A 21307-nucleotide genomic window follows, 5' to 3' on the forward strand; every position below is an offset into this window, starting at 1 on the left:
TGGGCGCTTGTTGATCCTGTTTTTCAGTTTTTAATATTGTCCGGTTAATAAAAAGCATCCATGACAACCAATTCAATCGTACACAAAGAGATCATAGTAAGAGGTCGCGTGCAAGGTGTTGGATTTAGAGCAAATGCTAAACATATGGCCGACTTGTTGGGTGTGCAAGGGCAGATCAAGAATATGCCTGATGAGAGTGTGTGGATAGTGGCAGAGGCGGAAGAAGAGCTGCTGGAGCAGTTTCTGGCATGGTGCAGGAAAGGGCCGGCATTTTCACAAGTGAAGGAGCTTGAAATCACAACAGGGCCGGTACAGCATATCAAAGAATTTACTATCCTTCATTCATAAACCCCTACAACAGGTGGCAGGTGTTTCATACTTATGCCAACTAAGCTAGTGCATAGCTGCCTGATTGAGAAAGCGTAAAGTCCTATAGATACGGTGCATTTTCAGCCATCGCCGTATATATGGGACTTTACGCTTTCGTGCTATTTACTGTTTGCTGATCGCGGCCTTGAGATTCTTGTCCAGCGCAGCTTTCGGAACGATGATCGTAATTGTATTGATAGCGAAGTAAGGTTCGGAAACATTTATATAGCCATCAAAAGGGCCAGCCTTTTTGCCCCAGGAGTTTTTAACGATGAAGAACGTTTTACCGCCCGGTGTTTTCTCGATGCCGGTAATGTGCATGAGATGATCGTCTTGTGTAACCAGTTCTTCGTACAGGCGTTGACGTGACTCCTGCGAGTAAACTGCTTCTTTCATTTCGGGGTTAACATTCATGGTAGCCAATATGCTGTCGTTTGGCATCAGCATGGCGTAACCCTTGTTGCTGGCCCAGCCGCGGTTACTGGCGTCGGCGTCCCACATCACCGTGTAGCCTTTTTCGAGGGCGCTTTTAGTGATGGATTTCAGTTGTTCCAGTGGAACATTGTAGTAGGAGCCATTAGAGAAATTGTCCGGTACCTCCACTACGAAGCGCTGGCCAAAAGGATGGTGGGTGAAAGAAGTGAAAGTAGCGTAATCGTCGGCATCAAACTTCACTACTTCTTTGGCGAAGGAGATGGGCGTATAGGTTTTACCGTTATACTCGAAAGTAGCTGGAGGTTTGCCCATGTATTCGTCCAGGATAGCGGTGAAACCGGCTTCCCAGTTGTCGGGAATAGGCGGTTTGCTTTTGATGATGCTGTCGAGGTATTTTTTGAGCGTGCCGGTCATGACGGAATGATTGTAAGCAGTGGCGCCATTCACAAGGCCGGAGTATACGCTTTCAGGCACGATGCCATAGGTGGCAATTGCGCGGATCACATCGTGGCCGAGGCCCCCTTCATCGAAACGGGCGTTTCCCTGACGGAGGACATAGTTCCGGGCTTTCTCGATATAAATGTTACGAACGGTAAACATTTCAGAGAGATCCAGTTCGGCCTGGCCTTTACGAAGACATTCAGATTCTACCAGCGAGGTGGTGGAGAAGCACCAGCAGGTGCCTGTCATAGCCTGATTCTTTACAGATGTGGCTTTGTTGTTTTTTTCCACGATCAGGCTACTGTTTTGCGCATAGGCAGTAGCAGTACCGATCATGGTTAGTGCGAGGAAAAAAGCTCTCATAATTGATATTGAAATTGTCGAAAGCTAAGATAAGGCAATGAACTGCAAAAAAAACCACTACCTGATGAATGGTAGTGGCTTTAAGATAGTTTGCGGAAGGAAAGGGAGATCAGTCTTCAACGTTGACATTGAAGTTGCTGTTCCCATTAACGTCTATCTCAACATATTTTTTGTTGAAATAGGATTTATATTTTTCGAGTACGCTGGCGGGTTGTTTGGCGCCGTTGATATAGAGGCCATCTGCATTTTTCTTGATGGTAAAGCCTTTGGAAGGATCAACAAGTTTATCCTCGGCGAGCTTGTTGATGAGTTCCTGGTATTGTTTGCGCACCTCTGCAGCTTTTAGACGTGCCCGGTCTGCTGCTACACGGGCGTGTGTGGCGTTTTCGCGGGCCTTTGCTTCGGCGTCGGTTTTGCGGGCATTGGCTTCATCTCTCAGGGCGTTGGCTTTGTTCATGCGGGCATTGACATCACCTGCCAGGGCTTGGGCATCTGCTGCATGTGCAGCAGCTTCCCTTCTATGTGCATCGGCATATTGCGCGCGCTGTTTTACGAATTCATCATGGGCAGCTTTGAAGGCCTTTTCCATCAGTACCTTGTTTTCAGCAAGCTGTTTGTGAATCTCTTCCGACATTGCTTTAAAATCAATTTTGGAAGTGGCATCCTGTACATCGCGGCGCATTTTTTCCCAGTCCACATTCTTCATGGCTTGCATGGCTTCATGCTGTGCCTGTTGTGCCTGGGCGCTGATGGCTTGCCAGTCGATCTTGTCCATTGCGGCGTTGGTTTCGGCTTGCAGGCGTTTCATGTCAACATTCTTCAGTTTGCGCATGGCTTCATTCACACTTCTTTGTGCTTCGGCGATCTGCTTTTTCAGCATCTTTTCGTCGACCAGCTCATTGTCGGCATGATCGCGCCTGATTTTTTCCTCGACCCTTTTGTCAATCATTTCCTCTTCTGTAGTGGAGGTCACAGGTTCAATGGTGGTGTCGGAGTTAAGATCCAAAGTCATGGCAAAGGACTTGGGCACTATGGAGGAGTCGGGACATCCTGTATGCGGGGCAGGCGCGGCAGCTGGAGTAAGTGCCGGTATCGGCGCAGGTACTGGCGCCGGCGCAGCAATGCTGATATGATTGGTAGCCACGTTTTGAGTAAGTACCAGTTTACTTTCGTTAATGGCGGCTTTTACCTTGGAAGGATTGATCCATGCGATGGCGATAAGGCCCACTGCAATGATCATGACTGCCAATAATTTTTGACTATAGTTGAGATTTTTAGTTTTCATTTCCATGATACGTTTGATACGGTGAAGCAGATGTTGTTTATTGTCTGCAGCAGCCATGGCCATCGGGTTGGCGGTTAACCGGTATTCTTCCAGCGCAACAAGGGCACGGGCGTAATGCAGCGGCTGCGTATTGCTGGCAATCACCAGGTCATCGCAACAGTGTTCTCTTTCCAGGCGTATCGTTTTGGAGATCAGCCATACGAAAGGATTGAAGAAGAGGATGGTTTCAACAATAGATTGGAAGATATTCAACAGATAATCATTACGTTTTATGTGCGCCAGTTCATGGAGCAAAATGGCTTCCAGCTGCTCTTCGGAGAGATTGTTGACCATCGCAATGGGCAGCAGGATCACCGGTTTGAAAAAACCGAGCATCACAGGCACCTGTATGTATTGTGATACCAGCAGCTTTACTTTCTTTGGTATTTCAAGACGGGCAGCGAGTTTGCCGAGATGTTTTTCCCAGGCTTCCCCCATAGGTTGTACCTGGTGGGTTCTGATCTGATGTAACTGCATGAGGTCAGATACCAGCTTGATGACCATTACGGCCATACCGGCGATATACAATCCTACCAATATAGGAAAGCAGAGTTCCAGTTGGGGGAACAGCCATACCAGCTGATCCTGGCTCCTGTACACGGCATGTACGGGAGGAAGGTCTGCGGCATTAAACTGCAAATGCAGGGTGGTGGCGGTATTCCTGGCTGTGCTTACCGCGTCCAGTTGTTGGAAGAGTGTAACGAGGAACCAGACAAAAATTCCGGAAAGGGAGAGCACCGAAAGATTGTATTTGATCCGCGCACTGGCCAGGGGCCATAGTTTGAGCACTACTTTCAGGCATGCATATACGAGAAAGGCCTGCCAAACGGAATGCAGTATGGTCCACCCAAAGGCGCGTACCAGATCGCTGGTAAGAGGTAATAAGTTCATAGCAGTAGTTTTACCTGTTATCTCTTTTGCTGTTTTTCGATGTCTGCCAAATATTGACGGATTTTTTCCAATTCTTCGTCTGATGATTTATGATGTCCGAGGGCCTGCATCACCAGCTGGGTAGCAGAGCCGCCGAAAACAGTATCTATCATCTTGTTCAGCAATTGCTGCTGTGTTTTGTGCTGTGAAACGGCCGCTGTATACACATGTGTCTTACTGCTTGCGTCACGGTGTAACAGGTCTTTTTCATACATGATCTGCATCAGCTTGAGCGTAGTGGTATAACCTGCGTCTTTGGTTTGGGAGAGGATATCATGCACCTCGCGCACAGTGCTGGCGCCTCTTTCCCATAAGATGCTTAAAATTTCCAATTCGCTTTCTGTAGGCCTGATCTGTTTCACAACAAAAATTTTACTATGATAAAAATGATGATCTTCCGGTAATGATAATTAATGTACGAATATCTTCGTAAACAAATGTACGATTGTTTTCGTAATTGCAAAATCTCTTTTTGAATTATGGGATGAGCGGAGGATTTGTGGGATCGGCGGACTTCATCTCAGCGCGGAGTTGCCGGGTGGTTTTACGGCTGCCATCGGCGCTCCAGCCGGGGGCGTCGAAGATATAGTGCCAGGCATCGCGGAAGGAACGGGCATGCCGCACATCTTTCCAGATATCCACCCACTCGTGGGTAGCAATGCGCAGAGGATTATAGGTATGAATATTTTTAGTGAGCCCATACACCGGCCGCGGGCCTTCTTCAATGAAAGTACCGAAGAGACGGTCCCAGATGATGAGGATACCGCCGTGGTTACGGTCGAGATAATCGATATCGGAACCGTGATGCACCCGGTGATGTGAAGGAGTGTTGAAGATGAACTCCAACGGTGCAGGCAGCCTGTTGATCACTTCCGTGTGTATCCAGAACTGGTAAATAAGGCTGATGGCCTGCATGCTCATCACCATAACGGGATGGAAGCCTGCCAGCGGCATCCAGATCCAGAAAATAAAGGTGCCGGTGAGATTGCCGGTCCAGGTCTGGCGCAGGGCAGTGGCGAGATTATATTTTTCGGACGAATGATGTATGACGTGCGAAGCCCAGAAAAACCTTACCGTGTGGCTGATGCGGTGGAACCAGTAATAGCTGAAATCGTCTGCAAAAAAGCAGAGTATCCATACCCACCATTCAAAACCCAGCGTGAAAAGCCTGAATTTGTAAGCAAGGGTATAGGCGCCGAGGATGACAACTTTGGTGAAGATACCAATGAACACATTGCCAAGGCCCATAGCGATACTACTGGCGGCATCTTTCGGCTCATACATGTTTTTTTGATCGATGGCAGTGAAAATGATCTCCAGCAGTATCAACAGCACAAATCCGGGAATGGCATATATGATCAGGTTAGGGGCCATATCGTTGTAACTTTCTTTTCAAGTTACGATTTTTTTCTGCGGCACGGGTAAAATAAAGAGCGCCCGGATAGCCTCCGGACGCTCTTTCGCCTATGTGTTTCCGTTTTACTTCGCGGTTTTCTCGGCGCGACTTACCGCTGATGTGCCGAAGCGGCCAAGGATTTTTATCTTCCCGTTAGGGGTAGTGTTCAATACGTTGCTTCTCACATTTTCGAGCACCTTGGCAAACAGGCCACCAGCGTGTACCTGATCATTTACCTGGGTGAGGAAATCGTAGTTGCCATGTGTAATGGAGAATATTTTAACGATCACAGTTTCATTCAGCAGAAATGGGTGATCATTATCAGTGATGCCTTGCGCAATCGGCAGGATGAAAGAGGCGCCATCGGAGAGGCCTTCATCATAAGTACCGTCGATGGAAAAAACATCTGACACTTTTTTGGTGGTGTCATTGCGGTAAGACCGGATCCAGTAATAGTCGGTAGCACCGGAGAGGTCTTTGGCGTGAAACTTCGCATAGTAACCCTCTTTGCCGCTCAGCGCTTCGTCTTTGGTCTTGTATTCGAAGGTAATGGAATCGATAGGCGGCACGCGGCGCAGGGTATCGAGGGCTTCGAATATCTCGCCCTTGTAGGCTACATGCAGCTTGTAAGCATGGCCTATTATACCTATCGGCTTGTTACCTGCATCATAAGTATACATATCGTTCTTGAAAGTGAACGGATAGTTGGCACCGGAAGTGAGATCATACAAGGTGATGGTGGCATCGTTGATGATGGGAGCCGGAGCCTGGTCTGTGTAGGGCACTGACATAGTGAACCTGATCTTCTGCAAACCGGTTTCGTTGGTGATCCAGGCATCCATTACGGGAAATGATTGTCCCTTGGGCACATCCAGGTTGATGGAGTCTTCGCAGGCAGTTAAAAAAGCAAGCGCAGCGAAGGATATGAATAGCAATATCTTTCTCATGTGATCAGAATTTAAAGTTATAGGTGATGCCTGGGATGATAGAGCCGATGATGGACAAGCGCACGGCTTCTTTCTTGGATGGATCATCCGGGTTCTGTCTGAAGTACACGGTATAAGCATTTCTGCGCGCATACACATTGTACAGAGAGAACACCCATTCTCCTTTCCAGCGGTGCAGTTGTTTGCCTTTCAGCGTAAACGACAGGTCAAGGCGGTGGAAAGGGCTGAGGCGGTAGTTGTTACGTTTCTCGGTGCTGTTGTAAGGAATATCCCAGTCCTGGAACTCCAGCCTGTTATCGGCGAAAGTAGCAGGCGTGCCGGAAGCATATACCCAGTTGGCAGAGAGTGATGTACGTTTAGTGAAAGTATGTGTTACCACGATGTTCACATTGTGGGTACGATCATAGCGATTCAGGAACCACTCATCCATGCTGATGCCAGGCGTTTTCCTTTCGGAGCGGGAGAGTGTATAGCTGATCCATCCGGTGGTTTTACCGATATCTTTTTTAGCATACAATTCGATACCGTAAGCGCGGCCCTGTGAAGGCAGCAGATCGGCTTCGATCAAGGGATTCAGCTGAAGATTGGCATTGTCGATGTAATCCAGCTGGTGATCGGTGGTTTTATAGAAAGCCTCTGCTGAAAATTCGTAGGCATCATTAGGCGAATTGTAAAAATATCCCAGGGTATATTGGTCTGATACCATCGGTTCGATATTGTTGGTGCTGGGGGTCCAGATATCGAGCGGCGTAGGGGATGCAGTGTTAGACAGCTGGTGCATGAACTGGGAAGTCCGGCTGTAGGCCACTTTCACGGCATGCTGATCGTTGAAGGCGTAGCGTGCGCTGATCCTGGGTTCAAAGTAGTAATAACCTTTGATCCGTTCATTGGCGCCGTATTCTTTCATACCGATGAGCGTTTTACGTATGCCAGGTGTGGTATCGTTGAAGTAGTACGCAGTACCCTTGCCAAGCAGCTGGTATGCGGAAAGGCGCAAGCCATATTGCACGCCGAATTTTTTGCTGGGCTTAAATTCGTGATCGATGTACACGGCTGATTCCAGTGCGTGCTTGTCGGGCAATTGCTTGAGGCGGATGGTATCTCCCTCTGTGCCTTTACCAGTGCCCGGTTTGAAGGTATAATAAACGCCCTGCACACCAAAATGTACGCTGTTGGCAGCATTGATGTAGTAGGTGAAAGATGGCTTCAGGCCGTAGTTGATGATGTTGGAGGTCCAGTCATAAGTCTGGGTGGCCTCGCCGGCTGATTTGTGTGTGTTATTGCTGAAGCTCAGACTATAATCGTATTTGCTGTAATACGTGGTGAGGTTGAGGAACAGCCGGTTGGTGAATACGTGGTTCCAGCGAACGGTGGCCGTGCTGTTGCCCCAGTTCATATTGACGTCTTTACCAAATCCGAATACATCTCTGCCGAAATAACCACTTACAAAGAGCGTATTGTTTTTGTTGAACTTGTAATTGGCTTTAGCGGTGATGTCGTAGAAGTTCAGTTTGGTATCTTTCATATCTCCCTTTAAAAATGGCTTCATCATCACGTCGATGTAGGATCGGCGTGCCGCCACGATAAAGGACGATTTATCTTTTACCAGCGGGCCTTCTGCAGAGAGGCGGCTGAAGATATTACCGATACCGCCGTTAAGGTTGAACTGCTGGTTGTTACCGTCCTTCATACGGATGTCGAGCACGGAAGAAGTGCGTCCGCCGTATTCCGCCGGGAATCCGCCTTTGATCAGGTCGAGGCTTTTTACGGCATCGGGGTTGAACACGGAGAAAAAGCCGAGCATGTGCGTGGAGTTGTATACCGGCGCTTCATCCAGCAGTATCAGGTTTTCATCGCTGTTACCACCGCGTACGTTGAAGCCGTTGGCGCCTTCTCCTACAGTGGTTACACCGGGCAAGGTCTGGATCGAGCGCAACACATCTACCTCACCCATAAAGGTGGGCATCTTCTTCATTTGTTGTATATCCAGTTTATTGATGCTGGTGTTGAGCGTGTTGATAGTCCTTTCCTGTTTGTTGCCGCTGATCGTTACTTCGTTCAGCTGGCTGCTGGAGGCTTCCAGCTTTACATCGAGCGTTTTGCTGCTGGTAAGGTTCACCGTTGTTTTAAAAGGGGCATAACCGATATAGCTGAATTGCAGCTCATGGTCGCCTGCTGGCAGCGTAAGGGAATAAAAGCCATACTGGTTGGTCACGGTGCCGATACCCGTACCCGGCTTGCTGATGGTGATGCCTACCAGGCTTTCACCGTTTTGTTTGTCCTTCACATAACCGCTAATGGTGTAGCGCTGTTGTGCATAGGTGGCGTTTCCAGCCAGCAATAGGCATAACAGGGACAGGAGCATGATCGCCTTCGTTTTCATAAAAGGTAAGTACAATTTTGATGAGATGTTTTCCAGTTTTGTAACACGCATATATGACGATATACAGCGGTGCTACCCCTACGGCAGGCAAAAATAAATACGGACCTGCCAGAAAGATGTACCGCTTGTAATATTGTGCATCTTTTCCGGAAGGCCCGTATGAAGAAATAATGAAGACTAGTCGAGGGTGTCACATTTGTAACCCAGCCGGGTCACAAAGTCGATAATGGATTGCTCACCAAGGCTTTGCGGGCAGATCACCCGAAGTACTTTATCGCAATCCTCAATATCTACGCTACAGGCATTTACTTTGAAATGATCGAAGATGGCCTTTATTACATTATTTTTATCCTGTATGGTATTAATATTTGTACGGAATATTCCAATCATGGCATATGTTATTTGAGTTATTCGGAATATTTTTATGCAAATTTGCAACTGTTCTCCCTACCGACTGTTACACGAAAAGGATAAAACATTACACGAAACGGATTTTTTTATGGCCGTAACGATCACTAATGATTCCAGGGATGTACTGCTGAAAGAAGAGCAGCTGGAAATGGGGCCCAAGCTGAATTCATCCACCATCATCGAAGAGAACCATTCCATGCGCTACGCTTTTGGAGAGGCAGATATGAGCGGGCTGTACTTCGACGGCTATCATATGGCCTTTGGTAAAGCAGAAGTGTATGAGAACCTGCATATCGAACATGTATCCCGTCAGCCCCTGGTGGGTATGCTTTTCCTGCATCGGGGAGATATCTGTGCCCGCATCGAAGGGCTTTCCAATTCATTTCGTTTTTCTACCGCGGAACATAACCTGATGTTCTCGCCACAGGAGCATGAATCTGCCGATGTGGCCAAGCAGCAAGGTATTTCCATATTCACCCTGAGCTTCACACAGGAACGTTTTCTGCAACTGGCAGAGAATAATGGGGAGATATTGGAGAAACTGGCTAATCGTATAGTCGACAATAAATCGGTGATGCTGGATGTCAAGAAGAACCGGATGATCACGCCACGCATGAATATGGTGATAGAGGATATCCGCCGCTGTGGCTTCCAAGGAGGGCTCAAGAAGTTATTTCTGCAATCCAAGGCTACGGAATTGCTGGCATTGCAATGTGATCAGGTGGCGATGGAAAAGACAACGCGCATGGCTACACGAAAAATCACCGGTAGCGATGTGGAAAGGCTGCATCACGCCCGCACCTTGCTGTTGAAGGATCTGCAAAACCCGCCCTCGCTGGCGCAGCTGGCGCGTTTGTCGGGCCTGAATGAATTTAAATTGAAAACGGGCTTCAGGGAAGTCTTTCATAATACGGTATTCGGCTGCCTGAGCGATCACCGCCTGGAACTCGCCAGGGACCTGATCCAGTCGGGAACCAAAACCATGACAATGATCGCCGATGAGGCAGGATACTCTTCTGTACAGCATTTCAGCAATGCCTTCCGAAAGAAATATGGAATAAGCCCGAGTAAAATTTGAGGATGGGAGGATTTACGGATGTGAGAATTTACGGATGTGAGGATTTACGAATGTAAGAATTTGATGGGAACTTCAGTTCGCCTAAATTCTCACATTCGTAAATCCTCACATCCGTAAATTCTCACATCCGTAAATCCTCCCATTCTCAAATCCTTAATATGCTACTGTGAAACGTTGTTTCTTGAACTGTGGTTTTTCCAGTTCATCTACCAACGCGATGGCATAGTCGGCACTGGAAATTTTACTGTGACCATTGGCATCTGTCAGCAGCTGATCCTTGCCAGTGCGGTATTTGCCGGTGCGTTCGCCGGGGAAGATCTCTGCGGCCGGACTTAAAGCTGTCCAATCCAATTCTTTTTCTTGTCTTAATACATTGAGTGCATCGCGGGTAGCCGTGGCGCCTGCTTTCCATTGTTCAGGGAATTCAGGCGTGTCCAGTATTTGTACGCCAGGAGCAACTTCCAGGCTGCCGGCGCCACTCACTGCCAGCAGGCGTGTAACGCCCGCTTTCTTGGCGCCGTTGATAATTGCATGGATCGCTTTTACATAAGTAGCGCTGTCATGTGCATTGAATGCGCTGATCACCGCGTCATTGCCGCTCACCAGTTTGGCCACGGTATCTTCATTGGTTACGTCGCCTTGTTTCACGGTCAGGTGAGGATCTTTCAAACTTATTTTTTCAGGATTACGTACGATGGCCGTTACTGTATGGCCGCGTTGTAAGGCCTCTTTCAATATTTCAGTACCGATGAATCCAGATGCGCCGATGATAGCTACTTTCATGTGTGTTAATTTTAGTAGTGATATAAATTACAGCCATAATGGCCAATTTGTTTAATTGTTATAATTATTATTACAGTTATGGAGATAAAAAAAACAGATCGTTTTGATCTGTAATAAAAATAATTACAGTACAAATGTAGGAAAGAAAATTTATCTGGCAAATATTTTTTCAATGATAGAAAAAAATAAGGCCACACGGTAACGTGTGGCCTTACTGCTTATGTTCAGGACTTTATTTGAATGCAACGGTATTATTGCTGGCAACCGTTTTCGGAGCATCGGCGTGGATCACTTTAGCCACGGGCGTTTCATGCGTTTTAGTCTGGAACCTTTCGGCCAGGGTAGGCGCGATCACCAATGAAACGATCGACATCAGTTTGATGAGGATGTTCATAGACGGACCAGAAGTATCTTTGAAAGGATCGCCAACGGTATCGCCGGTTACAGAGGCTTTATGCGGCTCTGATTTTTTGTAATAGGTTTCGCCATTGATCTCTACGCCTTTCTCGAAAGATTTCTTCGCATTATCCCAGGCGCCACCAGCATTGTTCTGGAAGATGCCCATCAATACGCCACTCACAGTAGCGCCGGCAAGGAAACCGCCCAATACTTCAGGCCCTGCGATAAATCCGATCAGCAGCGGAGAGATCAGCGCAATAGCGCCAGGGAGCAGCATTTCGCGGATAGAAGCCTGTGTGGAGATGGCTACGCACTTGTCGTACTCCGGCTTGCCCGTGCCTTCCATAATGCCTGGTATCTCGCGGAACTGACGGCGCACTTCTTCTACCATCGCCATGGCAGCGCGGCCTACAGCCGCAATCGCCAGCGAAGAGAATATAAATGGTATCATACCACCGATGAACAAGCCGGCTAATACATCTGCTTTATAAATATCGATCCCCTTGATACCGGCTACTCCTACGAATGCGGCAAACAGCGCCAGTGCAGTGAGCGCTGCGGAAGCAATCGCGAAACCCTTACCGGTGGCGGCTGTGGTGTTACCTACTGCATCCAGTATATCTGTTTTTTCACGCACATCTTTAGGCAGTTCGCTCATCTCGGCGATACCGCCGGCATTGTCCGCGATCGGACCAAATGCATCGATCGCGAGCTGCATAGCAGTAGTGGCCATCATACCGGCTGCCGCAATGGCCACGCCATAGAGGCCTGCAAAGGCATAAGAACCATAAATACCGCCCGCCAGCACCAGGATTGGCAGCATGGTGGATTCCATACCGACAGACAAACCACCGATGATATTGGTAGCATGCCCTGTAGCAGACTGACGGATGATAGAACGCACCGGGCGTTTACCCATCGCGGTATAATATTCAGTGATGATGCTCATCAGCGTACCTACTACAAGGCCCACTACGATGGCGCCAAATACTTGTCCTTTCGTGAATTCGTGCTGGCGCAGTGTCATGGTGCCATCAGGCAGTATCCAGTTTACCAGGAAATACGATGCGATCAGGGTAAGTACGATAGAGCCCCAGTTACCCATGTTGAGGGCTTTCTGTACCACGCCGGTATTAAGTCCTGCCGCATCGCTGATGCGCACAAAGAAGGTACCGATGATAGAGAAGATGATACCTGTGCCGGCGATCATCATGGGGAGCAGGATAGGAGCGATGCCGCCAAAAGCGTCCTGGGAGCTGGTTTCAGAGCCCAACACCATGGTTGCGAGCACGGTGGCTACATAAGAACCGAAAAGGTCTGCGCCCATACCGGCTACGTCGCCTACGTTGTCTCCCACGTTATCCGCGATGGTAGCGGGGTTGCGGGGATCGTCTTCAGGGATGCCTGCTTCCACTTTACCTACGAGGTCAGCGCCTACGTCGGCAGCTTTGGTATAGATACCGCCGCCTACGCGCGCAAACAGTGCAATACTTTCTGCGCCAAGGGAGAAGCCGGTCAATACTTCTATCGTTCTCATCATCTCAGCGCTGCCTGCGGCGGCGCCAAAGCATGATTTTAATATGATAAAGAGGGAACCTAATCCGAGTACGGCCAGGCCGGCAACGCCCATGCCCATTACAGAACCGCCGGTAAAGGATACCTGCAGCGCTTTGGCGAGGCTGGTGCGTGCTGCTTGCGCAGTGCGCACATTGGCTTTGGTGGCGATCTTCATACCAATAAAGCCGGCAGTAGCGGAAAAGATAGCGCCCACGATAAATGCCAGTGCAATCGTCCAGTGAGAGTTAGTATGGGATGCACCCATATAACCTAACAACAGAGCGGCGATAATAACAAAATAGGTGAGGATTTTATACTCTGCTTTCAGAAATGCCATAGCGCCTTCAGCAATGTGCTGGGCTATTTCTTTCATCTTTTCATTGCCGGCATCCTGGCGGGTAACCCAGGCGCTGCGCAACGCGGTAAATAACAAAGCCAGTAATCCAAAACATGGAACGAGGTAAACTATACTCATATTAGCGAATTTAAAATATGCCTGGTTGACAAAAATCTATAAAATCAAAAGATACCAAAAAGTGTTTCAAATAAAAATAAAACATAAATCAATAATAGTACATACAATAAAATAATTATTAGGGAAACCTGCTGTGACCGGGCTTTCAGGGGGAGAAAAATATTTTCGTCAGATACCTTCCCGGAAGGCCTGGCCGAGGAAGGCAGTGATATCAGCCGCAGTCATGGCTTCCTGCGACAGATGGGCCGCTGCCAGGTCGCCGGCAAAGCCATGCAGCCAGGCGCCCAGCAGCACAGCGGCTTTGGGCGTATATTGCTGCGCCAGCAGCCCTGTGAGGATACCTGTCAGCACATCGCCGCTACCGCCAGTGGCCATACCAGGATTGCCGGTGGGGTTAAAGTAGACTGCGCCATCAGGGCAGGCAATGGCAGAGTAGCGGCCCTTTAGCAGGATGTATAGCTGAAGCTTCACCGCCTGCGCCGACAGCAATTCCAAACGGTCAAAGTCGTTATCACTGTGGCCAAACAGTCGTTCAAACTCTTTGGGATGCGGGGTAAGGATAGAACCGGCCGGCACCTTATATAACAGGTACGGATATACGGAAAGCAGGTTGAGGGCGTCCGCATCTATCACCATCGGGCGCTGGTAGCTTTCCAGCAGCTTTTCGAATGCCAGGGCCGTGGCATTGTGCGTGCCAAGGCCGGGGCCAATACCCACAGCGGCATAGCTGGTTTGTGCTACCGCCTCATGAAAGCGGCTGCTGTAGCGCTCTTCTTCATCGGTGAGGCACATGGCGCATGGCTCGCTGAGCTGCATGATCTGGTAACCGCTATGCGGCACGTAACAGGTGAGCAGACCTACGCCCGCGCGCAGGCAGGCGCCTGCGCTGAGCACGGCAGCGCCCATCTTGCCATAGCTGCCGGCTATCAACAGGGCATGCCCGTAAGTGCCTTTGTGCGAAAACGGTGCCCGCGGCTGGTAGATGGTCTGTATCATGTCCCGGTCGGTCACATGAAAGCGTACAGGCGTTTGCGTTAGGTAACCGGGATGCAGGCGTATGGGCAGGATATCCACGGCGCCGGTGCTGGCGGCATTCTCCGGCAGCAGGAATGCCAGTTTGTAACACTCGAAGCTGAGGGTATGATGAGCCTGTATCACTGGCATATGTCGGGAGCTGCTATCGGCCATCAGCCCGGAGGGTATATCTATCGCTATGATATTGTGACGATGGTAATGGTCATTGATCTGGTGGATGATGCCCGCTATCCAGCCATCGACGGGCTTATTCAGCCCGGTGCCGAAAATGGCATCCACAATAACGGCGCCGGCAGGCAATTCCGGAAAGTCGGCTACTGCGCCAATTTCGTATAGGCATGAGGGGTAGTGCTCCCTGAGCAGTTGCAGGTTGGCGGCATTGTCGGGGCTGCGTTGGCCGCCCGGTTGCAACAGGCATACTATGGCGGTATAACCCGCGCCCAGCAGCATCCGGGCGATCACGAGGCCATCGCCGCCATTATTGCCTTTACCGCAGAAAATGTAAAAGGAGTGTTCCGGGGTAAAGTGCTCTTCCAGCCATACTGCGCATGCTCCGGCGGCGCGCTCCATTAATTGGAGGCTGCTTACAGGTTCATGTTGTATCGTGTAGGCGTCGGCCTCGCGGACCTGCGCAGCACTGAAGATTTTCATAGCCTGGATATTGAATATCTAAAATTAGGCATTTCAACACATAAAAAAACGGATCATGGCATCTCCCATGATCCGTTTAAAAAATTAATACAGTAAAGCTCTTAGAACGTAAAGCGCGCAGATACACCGCCCATCTCTTCTCCGATATAATTGGTCGGGCCTACAAACTGTACGAAAGGTTTCAGGTCGGCGCTCAGGTTCAGCGGTATCTTCTTGAAAGTATATTCAATACCGATGATACCATCCAGGCCTGGCGTTGCATAAGTGCCATTGCCTTTGTTTACGTAACGGTCCCAGTCGTAATCACGACGGTCCAGGATACTCAGGTGTACGCCGCCGCCACCGAACATGTTCAGTCCTTGCAGGCCTACATTCCAGTGGTATTCATACAAACCAGTGAAGGTTACATTGGTTCTTTTGTCGAAATTAGTGCTTACAATACCTTCAATGGCGTGAGGGCCCTGGATAAAATGCTTGATAGTGAAACCTGCCAGCCAGGGGTTCAGGCGGATACCCAATGCAGTGCTGTAGTTGTCTACGCTGTAACTACGGCTGCTTCTTTTTTGCGCGTTAGCCTGGATAGCGAGTACTGCAAACAGGCTGAGTAATAACACGACTTTTTTCATAAATGATTGCTTGTTTGATAAAAAATATTTGCGCTAGTAAACGTGATCTCCGTTCTCTAAAGTATAATACTGGCAAAAAAATTCACAAATGATTAACAATAACAGTGCCAGCATTATCTTCTGATCAGGCGCAAATAAATGAACCCCGCTGCACCTGCTACCACAGAGGCAACGATCACCGACATGATCGCGATGATCTGCAAGTTTCTATCCGTATATGCCAGGGAGGAAATAAAAATAGACATCGTGAAACCAATGCCGGCAATGAGGCCAATGCCCAGAAGCTGCCACCAGTTTGATTTTGCAGGCAGTGTACCCAGTTTCATCTTCACTGCTATAAATGATAAAACGAAAATGCCCAGCGGTTTACCGATCACCAGCCCGGTAATCACGCCATAGCTGATATCATGATGCAAAGCCTGCATCACGTCGGAAGGTAGCAGTATCGCAGTGTTCGCGAGCGCAAACAAAGGCATCACTATAAAATTCACCGGGTCATGCAGGCCATGTACCAGCTCCGAAATTTTATCCTGCGGGATACAGAATGCCAGCAACACACCCGCGATCGTAGCATGTACGCCGGAGTTGAAAAGGCAATACCAGAGCACCAATCCGGGGATGAAGTAAAAGATCAGGCGCTCTACTTTCATAAAATTCAGCAACAACGGTATCAGGAAAACAGCGGCGCCTATCAGTAAATATTTTATTTCAAGATGAGGAGTATAAAAGATGGCGATGGTGAGAATGGCGCCCAGATCATCGATGATGGCCAGCGCCATCAGGAATATCTTGAGACTCACCGGCACACGCTTACCCAACAGCGACAGGATACCAAGTGAAAAAGCAATGTCTGTAGCCATCGGAATGCCCCATCCATGGGCATATTCAGTACCATTGTTAAATAACGTGAATATCAATGCAGGAAACAACATTCCGCCGATAGCCGCCAGCACCGGAAGTATCGACTGCCTGATGGACGACAGCTCACCTACCGTTAATTCACGTTTGATCTCCATTCCTACCATAAAAAAGAACAGCACCATCATGCCATCGTTTATCCATAACAGATAGGAGTTGGGGAGATGAAGAGAACGGTATTGATAGTGATGACCGCCTGCCGGATCGAAGAGATCATTCCAGAAACCGATATACCCGGGTCCCGCGCCGGAATTGGCCAGTATCATGGATATCAGCGTACATGCGATGAGTACAATACCCACGGCGCGACTGTCTTTCAAAAACATGTAAAGCGGGGACAATAGCGATTTCCTGATAGATTTGATCACGATACAATAGTTTGAGTTATTGCAAATATAAAGTCTTTAAATGGGAAGAGCCATTCTACCAAGGCAGAATGGCTCTTCCAGCATATCTGATCGCTTATTGCATCAACTCATATTTTGATTTGGGCTTGCGTTTTACATCCCATTTGAAATTTTCCAGTTTCAGCTGGTCCATCGGTCTCTGTGTAAACGGATAGGTGGTGGTTTCCGGTTGCGTGTAAAACCGCACCTGTTCAAGGTCTCCGGACTTGAAAAATAAATTGATCGTAGCAGACATGGCATGTGTTACGTTCATGAATGCGCCGTCTTTATCCGTGGCGTAAGTGATCGTTTCGGCATTACCTTCCACATGCATCCAGTCGAGTGTTTCTTTCACCACATAACCGGTGATCACGTTGCCTTTGATCTGGTTATACATATCCGGTCCGGCTTCATTCACGATCATGGCATGTTGTTTCAATATCATTTTATCTGCCGTTTGATTTTTGGTGTATAGATAGATGGTATCGCCACTGAGCTGGGTTTTGTTATTGGCCCATAGCACGGGATCGCGGAAGAAGCGGAAGATGGAATCTTTGGTGCTGTAATATACGCTGTCGGCCACGCCCTGCAAGGAATCCGAAAAGATACGCACATGGTGGTAAGCGAGGATATAGCGCTGTTCGGTGGTGTCGGCGGGCGTTTTGGCGGCGATGCTATCTTTATGATGTTTGATGCCGGGCAGCGAGTCGCGTGGCGGCACAGGCGCTATCGGCGCTATCTTTACGGTTTTGACGGCATTGCTATCCAGTTTGTTGCGGGTTTTGGCGAGGGCGCTATCGGCGGCCTTCATCATAACGGTGCCGGATACACTATCTTTTTGTTTCGCCAGCAGGGAATCGCCTTTTGCGATGAATGGAATACTGTCTGATAGCGGCCTGGCGGGCGTTTGTCTGCCTGGCGGCTGCTTTGTTTTTACGGTATCTGTTTTAGCTTTCGTGGTTTTCTTCAGGCCTTCCGCAGAAGGGATGGAGAGGCTGTCGTTGGGTTTGATCACACCGGAGAAAAGCGTGTCTGACGCCAGGTACATGGTATCCTTGTTCTTCTCCATAATGAGCAAAGGCTTTTGTGTGGCGAGGATCGTTTTCTGTATCTGGTTCACTACGCCGCGATTGGCCAGCAGCGACATTTTCCGGGCTGTATCCCGGTATACCATGTTGCCGGTGGCATAGGCAAATCCGGTAATCTTGTCCATCTCGATATTATCCGCGGTAATGGTAGCGGTACTATCTTCGATGGTAGGGCGGTTGCCGAAATTGCCATATCCTTTATCGGTATCATAATAGCCGGTGGTAACGTACATGATGCGTTTGCCTTCATTGATGGTAGTGGGCGCGATAATGTTGGCCACTTTTGTTTCCGTGTTATAGAGGAGGGCATCGGTGGTGAGCGTGTAGTCCGGATCTACCAGCAATACATTGCGCTGGAAATGCATCTCTTTGGTATCTGCATAGTAAAACCCTTCGTCGCTGGTCAATACGCTTTTGCCATTCACCAGTTTACCGGTTTTTACATAGCTGCCTATTTTGGCGTTCATATCATATTGCAGTTCGGGGCCGGTGATAGTTACTTTGCCATCGGTGAGCCTGGCGTCCTGTTTTAGTGTAGCCATGCGCGTGTTAGCATCGTAGTTGAGGAAATTCCCGTAGATGTGGATACTGTCGGCCTGGTTGATATGAATATGCCCGAAGGCGTCGATGATATTGGTTTTATTATTTTTGATGGCACTGTCGCAATAGAACAGGGTATTGCCCTGTTTGAAAATGGCGCTGCCAATGAATTTGGTGACGTTGATACTATCTTTTTCGATGGTATTCAGTACATCGGCTTGTATGATCTCCACTACTGTTCCTTGTTTGGGAGCAGGTTGTTTGGCCGGGAACTGTGCTTTGGCCGGCAGTATAGCGGCGAGGCAGATCGCGGCGAGTAGAAGCCCTGATTTTATTTTTAAACGCATTGAATAGTTTTATTGAGCCGTTGCTGTATCTGAAGGTAAGGGCTTTACTTTATCTTTTTTGCCAAACAGGGAGAAATGCACATACCGTTTCGGGTTTACGCGCAGATCTTCCAGCAGTTTGTTGAGATTGCCGAGAGAATATTGCAGGTTGTTGTATACCTTTTTGTCATTCATGAGCAGGCCAACGGTACCGTCGTTGTTGTTCAGTTTGGCCATGGTGGCATTCAGCTTGGTAACGGTTTCCTGAAGTTCGTGCAAGGTTTTGTCGATATTGCCATTGGCCAGTGCGCCGGTAGCTTTGTGGGCATTGTCGAGGATGCCGGTGATCTTGTCGTTATTATTTTTCAGATTACCGGTAACAGCTGCGAGGTTGTTAAAGGTAGCCTGTATATTGCCTTTGTTGGGATCGAGCATACCATTGAGGGAGGCAGAGGTTTGCGAGAGGTTATGCATCGTATGGTTCAGGCCACGGATAGCGTCGCGCAGGTTGCCTTTGGTGGTGGTATCGAGGATGTTATTGACGGTGAGCAGTACAGAGTCGATGTTACTGAGCGTGCCTTCCAGTTTTTTCACGAGGGGGGTGAGCTGTTCTTTCAGTGCATCGGTCATGGAGCCATCTACTGAGGCATACACGGTGTCGCCACTTTTCAGATAGTCGCTGGCGTTACCCAGGTCCACCTGCACAGTTTTGGTGCCCAGCAGGTCGCTGCTGATGCGGGCTACAGAGTTACGGGGTATTTCTATTTTTTTGTTGATGGTAAGCGTTACGAGGATCTTGCCTGGGTTGTGTTCCATTACGTCCAGGTTGGTCACATTGCCGACAACGAGTCCATTGACCTGAACAGCGTTGGAGGGCTGTAGTCCATTTACCTGTTTATAAACGGCGTAGATAGTTTTATTGTGGGAGAACAGGCTTTTTCCTTTCAGTAAATTAAATCCCAGTACAAGCAAGGTGATACCCAATACGGTAAGTATGCCTACTTTGGTTTCATTAGATAACTTGAGCATGATAATCGTATACGTTCACGCAAAAATAATCAAAAAGCGAGTGCGGGGAGTGGTCGTAAAAAAATGTTGGGAATAAAAAAGAAGAAAAGGGGGGCGTAGGTTATGCAGTGGGGCGGGGCGGGAGATCAGTAGTTGATAACGAAAGCGTCTTTAAATCCAAGCTTGCGGGCTTTCCGTAGCGCGGTGCTGGCCAGTTGTTCTGTTTTGAAATGGCCCCAGGTGTATTTGTGCATTTTTTTTTTATTGATAACAACTTGTTCTCTTGCTACATCACCGTGGAGCTTCCTGAAAATGGAAGCTCCCGGTGTATAAAGTTTATCAGAAACGAGCAACTGGATGCCGTAGCTGTCATCCTGCTGTGGTGCGGCAGGTGGGCGTTTGCCGCCTTTTCCCTTGTGGAGGTTGGAGGCTTGCGGGCGTGTGGCGCCAGTAGTGGCTTCGTCTGTAGAAGGTTGTGTATTGCGGCTGTTGGTGAAGCGGTCCAGTTCATCGCGGTAACGCTTGATGGCTTTGTAGATGCACTGTGCCAGCTCCTGTTGGCCGCTGTTGGAGTTGAGGTATTCCTCTTCTTCCGGGTTACTGATGAAGCCCAGTTCCACCAGTACGCTTGGCATAGCCGTTGCCGATAGTACCCAGATACCTTTTTCGTTCCTTTGTCTGGCGCCACGGCTGATGCGGCCTACCTTTGTAAATTCATCTTCGATGAGGGTAGAGAGGCGGAGGCTCTGGTCGAAATAGGCGTTGCGCAAGGTGTTGAGGAGAATAAAGGTTTCAGGATCGGTATCATCCATCAATGCTTTTGACTCTTCAGAGTTGGCATCCAGCACGATCACGGAATTTTGTTTGAGGGATTCCATTTTCGCATTGTTTTTACTGGTGGCCCAGATATAGGTTTCGGTACCTTTGGCATTGCTTGGGAAAGTGGCGTAGATGGCCTGTTTTACAGGCACCTTGTGACGGCCTTTCTTGTGGTATACGGTTTTATAGCCTACTACTTTATGGATCTTTCCGGTAGAATTACAGTGGATAGATACGAATAGTTCGCCTTTGGCATCGTTGGCGATCTGGGCTTTTTTTCTCGGATCGTCGAAGCGGTCAGATTTTCGTGTATACACCACCTTTACATCGGGCATATTTTCTTCCAGGATTTTTCCCAGCTTCAGCGCCACTTCCAGGGTCACTTGTTTCTCTGTGGAGTAGCTGCCTTTGGCGCCCGGGTCTTCGCCGCCGTGGCCGGCATCAATGACAATGGTTTTGATAGGCTTCCCCTGTTTTCCCGGTTTGTCTGAAATTGGAGAGTTTTTTGCCTGAATAAAAAAGGTACAGGTGAGTAATGTTCCCAGTCCTAAAATCCAAGATCGGTTCCAGCGCATGATTCTCATTTTAATGGGTGCTGTAATCACAAAAAATAAAAAAA

General features: G+C 48.7%; 17 protein-coding genes. 2 read left to right on the top strand and 15 right to left on the bottom strand.

All coding sequences use genetic code 11. The annotated features are described in order from the left end of the window. Positions 1-60: 60 nt before the first annotated feature. On the top strand, positions 61-348 hold the full coding sequence (locus tag FPG75_RS13430; protein WP_143307371.1) for an acylphosphatase: 288 nt from the start codon (positions 61-63) through the stop codon (positions 346-348). A 144-nt stretch (positions 349-492) separates the two neighbouring features. On the opposite strand, the gene FPG75_RS13435 is transcribed toward FPG75_RS13430, so the two are convergent. From FPG75_RS13435 to FPG75_RS13465, 7 genes are all read right to left on the bottom strand, one after another. Further along, complete coding sequence (locus FPG75_RS13435; protein WP_143307372.1) at positions 493-1608, bottom strand: C1 family peptidase; 1116 nt, start codon at positions 1606-1608, stop codon at positions 493-495. 109 nt (positions 1609-1717) lie between these two features. Then, a complete protein-coding gene (locus tag FPG75_RS13440; protein ID WP_143307373.1) occupies positions 1718-3823 on the bottom strand; it encodes a M56 family metallopeptidase in 2106 nt (701 codons plus the stop codon). A gap of 17 nt (positions 3824-3840) precedes the next feature. Beyond that, entirely contained in the window at positions 3841-4224 is a 384-nt protein-coding gene (locus tag FPG75_RS13445; protein ID WP_236652787.1) for a BlaI/MecI/CopY family transcriptional regulator, read from the bottom strand. A 115-nt stretch (positions 4225-4339) separates the two neighbouring features. Then, positions 4340-5236, bottom strand: coding sequence for a sterol desaturase family protein (locus tag FPG75_RS13450; RefSeq protein ID WP_143307375.1), 897 nt, complete (start codon positions 5234-5236; stop codon positions 4340-4342). 105 nt (positions 5237-5341) lie between these two features. After that, the gene (locus FPG75_RS13455; protein WP_161596796.1) at positions 5342-6205 is read right to left on the bottom strand and encodes a DUF4249 domain-containing protein; all 864 of its coding nucleotides are present in this window, start codon (positions 6203-6205) and stop codon (positions 5342-5344) included. A gap of 4 nt (positions 6206-6209) precedes the next feature. Then, positions 6210-8588: a TonB-dependent receptor gene (locus FPG75_RS13460; RefSeq protein ID WP_201747954.1), complete on the bottom strand. Its 2379-nt coding sequence runs from the start codon at positions 8586-8588 to the stop codon at positions 6210-6212. 177 nt (positions 8589-8765) lie between these two features. Further along, a complete protein-coding gene (locus tag FPG75_RS13465; RefSeq protein ID WP_143307377.1) occupies positions 8766-8978 on the bottom strand; it encodes a hypothetical protein in 213 nt (70 codons plus the stop codon). Positions 8979-9087: 109 nt separating this feature from the next. On the opposite strand from FPG75_RS13465, the gene FPG75_RS13470 reads away from it, so the two are divergent. Continuing rightward, positions 9088-10077: a helix-turn-helix transcriptional regulator gene (locus tag FPG75_RS13470; RefSeq protein ID WP_161596797.1), complete on the top strand. Its 990-nt coding sequence runs from the start codon at positions 9088-9090 to the stop codon at positions 10075-10077. Positions 10078-10230: 153 nt separating this feature from the next. Here the strand turns inward: FPG75_RS13470 and FPG75_RS13475 are convergent, their stop codons facing one another. The 8 genes from FPG75_RS13475 to FPG75_RS13510 form a co-directional block, all read right to left on the bottom strand. After that, positions 10231-10860, bottom strand: coding sequence for an NAD(P)-dependent oxidoreductase (locus FPG75_RS13475; RefSeq protein ID WP_143307379.1), 630 nt, complete (start codon positions 10858-10860; stop codon positions 10231-10233). A 232-nt stretch (positions 10861-11092) separates the two neighbouring features. Continuing rightward, a complete protein-coding gene (locus tag FPG75_RS13480) occupies positions 11093-13291 on the bottom strand; it encodes a sodium-translocating pyrophosphatase (RefSeq protein ID WP_143307380.1) in 2199 nt (732 codons plus the stop codon). 168 nt (positions 13292-13459) lie between these two features. Then, positions 13460-14977 (bottom strand): NAD(P)H-hydrate dehydratase, encoded by a 1518-nt coding sequence (locus tag FPG75_RS13485; RefSeq protein ID WP_143307381.1) that lies wholly within the window; start codon positions 14975-14977, stop codon positions 13460-13462. A 101-nt stretch (positions 14978-15078) separates the two neighbouring features. Further along, complete coding sequence (locus FPG75_RS13490; protein ID WP_143307382.1) at positions 15079-15603, bottom strand: hypothetical protein; 525 nt, start codon at positions 15601-15603, stop codon at positions 15079-15081. A 113-nt stretch (positions 15604-15716) separates the two neighbouring features. Further along, positions 15717-16889 (bottom strand): Na+/H+ antiporter NhaA, encoded by a 1173-nt coding sequence (gene nhaA / locus FPG75_RS13495; RefSeq protein WP_236652788.1) that lies wholly within the window; start codon positions 16887-16889, stop codon positions 15717-15719. A 94-nt stretch (positions 16890-16983) separates the two neighbouring features. Continuing rightward, a complete protein-coding gene (locus FPG75_RS13500) occupies positions 16984-18882 on the bottom strand; it encodes an OstA-like protein (protein ID WP_143307383.1) in 1899 nt (632 codons plus the stop codon). A gap of 9 nt (positions 18883-18891) precedes the next feature. Next, on the bottom strand, positions 18892-19890 hold the full coding sequence (locus tag FPG75_RS13505; protein WP_143307384.1) for an MlaD family protein: 999 nt from the start codon (positions 19888-19890) through the stop codon (positions 18892-18894). Between the two features lie 125 nt (positions 19891-20015). Next, positions 20016-21263, bottom strand: a complete 1248-nt coding sequence (locus FPG75_RS13510) for an N-acetylmuramoyl-L-alanine amidase family protein (RefSeq protein ID WP_161596798.1) — start codon at positions 21261-21263, stop codon at positions 20016-20018. Positions 21264-21307: the final 44 nt, after the last annotated feature.

The organism is Chitinophaga vietnamensis (genome assembly GCF_902167635.1).
GTDB lineage: Bacteria > Bacteroidota > Bacteroidia > Chitinophagales > Chitinophagaceae > Chitinophaga > Chitinophaga vietnamensis.

What these genes read in the sequence shown, in the direction of transcription:
- FPG75_RS13480 (WP_143307380.1), bottom strand. Translation starts at nt 13,291, where the DNA reads ATGAGTATAGTTTACCTCGTTCCATGTTTTGGATTACTGGCTTTGTTA.
- FPG75_RS13450 (WP_143307375.1), bottom strand. Translation starts at nt 5,236, where the DNA reads ATGGCCCCTAACCTGATCATATATGCCATTCCCGGATTTGTGCTGTTG.
- FPG75_RS13455 (WP_161596796.1), bottom strand. Translation starts at nt 6,205, where the DNA reads ATGAGAAAGATATTGCTATTCATATCCTTCGCTGCGCTTGCTTTTTTA.
- FPG75_RS13440 (WP_143307373.1), bottom strand. Translation starts at nt 3,823, where the DNA reads ATGAACTTATTACCTCTTACCAGCGATCTGGTACGCGCCTTTGGGTGG.
- FPG75_RS13505 (WP_143307384.1), bottom strand. Translation starts at nt 19,890, where the DNA reads ATGCTCAAGTTATCTAATGAAACCAAAGTAGGCATACTTACCGTATTG.
- FPG75_RS13435 (WP_143307372.1), bottom strand. Translation starts at nt 1,608, where the DNA reads ATGAGAGCTTTTTTCCTCGCACTAACCATGATCGGTACTGCTACTGCC.
- FPG75_RS13465 (WP_143307377.1), bottom strand. Translation starts at nt 8,978, where the DNA reads ATGATTGGAATATTCCGTACAAATATTAATACCATACAGGATAAAAAT.
- FPG75_RS13430 (WP_143307371.1), top strand. Translation starts at nt 61, where the DNA reads ATGACAACCAATTCAATCGTACACAAAGAGATCATAGTAAGAGGTCGC.
- FPG75_RS13485 (WP_143307381.1), bottom strand. Translation starts at nt 14,977, where the DNA reads ATGAAAATCTTCAGTGCTGCGCAGGTCCGCGAGGCCGACGCCTACACG.
- FPG75_RS13470 (WP_161596797.1), top strand. Translation starts at nt 9,088, where the DNA reads ATGGCCGTAACGATCACTAATGATTCCAGGGATGTACTGCTGAAAGAA.
- FPG75_RS13460 (WP_201747954.1), bottom strand. Translation starts at nt 8,588, where the DNA reads ATGAAAACGAAGGCGATCATGCTCCTGTCCCTGTTATGCCTATTGCTG.
- FPG75_RS13490 (WP_143307382.1), bottom strand. Translation starts at nt 15,603, where the DNA reads ATGAAAAAAGTCGTGTTATTACTCAGCCTGTTTGCAGTACTCGCTATC.
- FPG75_RS13510 (WP_161596798.1), bottom strand. Translation starts at nt 21,263, where the DNA reads ATGCGCTGGAACCGATCTTGGATTTTAGGACTGGGAACATTACTCACC.
- FPG75_RS13500 (WP_143307383.1), bottom strand. Translation starts at nt 18,882, where the DNA reads ATGCGTTTAAAAATAAAATCAGGGCTTCTACTCGCCGCGATCTGCCTC.
- FPG75_RS13475 (WP_143307379.1), bottom strand. Translation starts at nt 10,860, where the DNA reads ATGAAAGTAGCTATCATCGGCGCATCTGGATTCATCGGTACTGAAATA.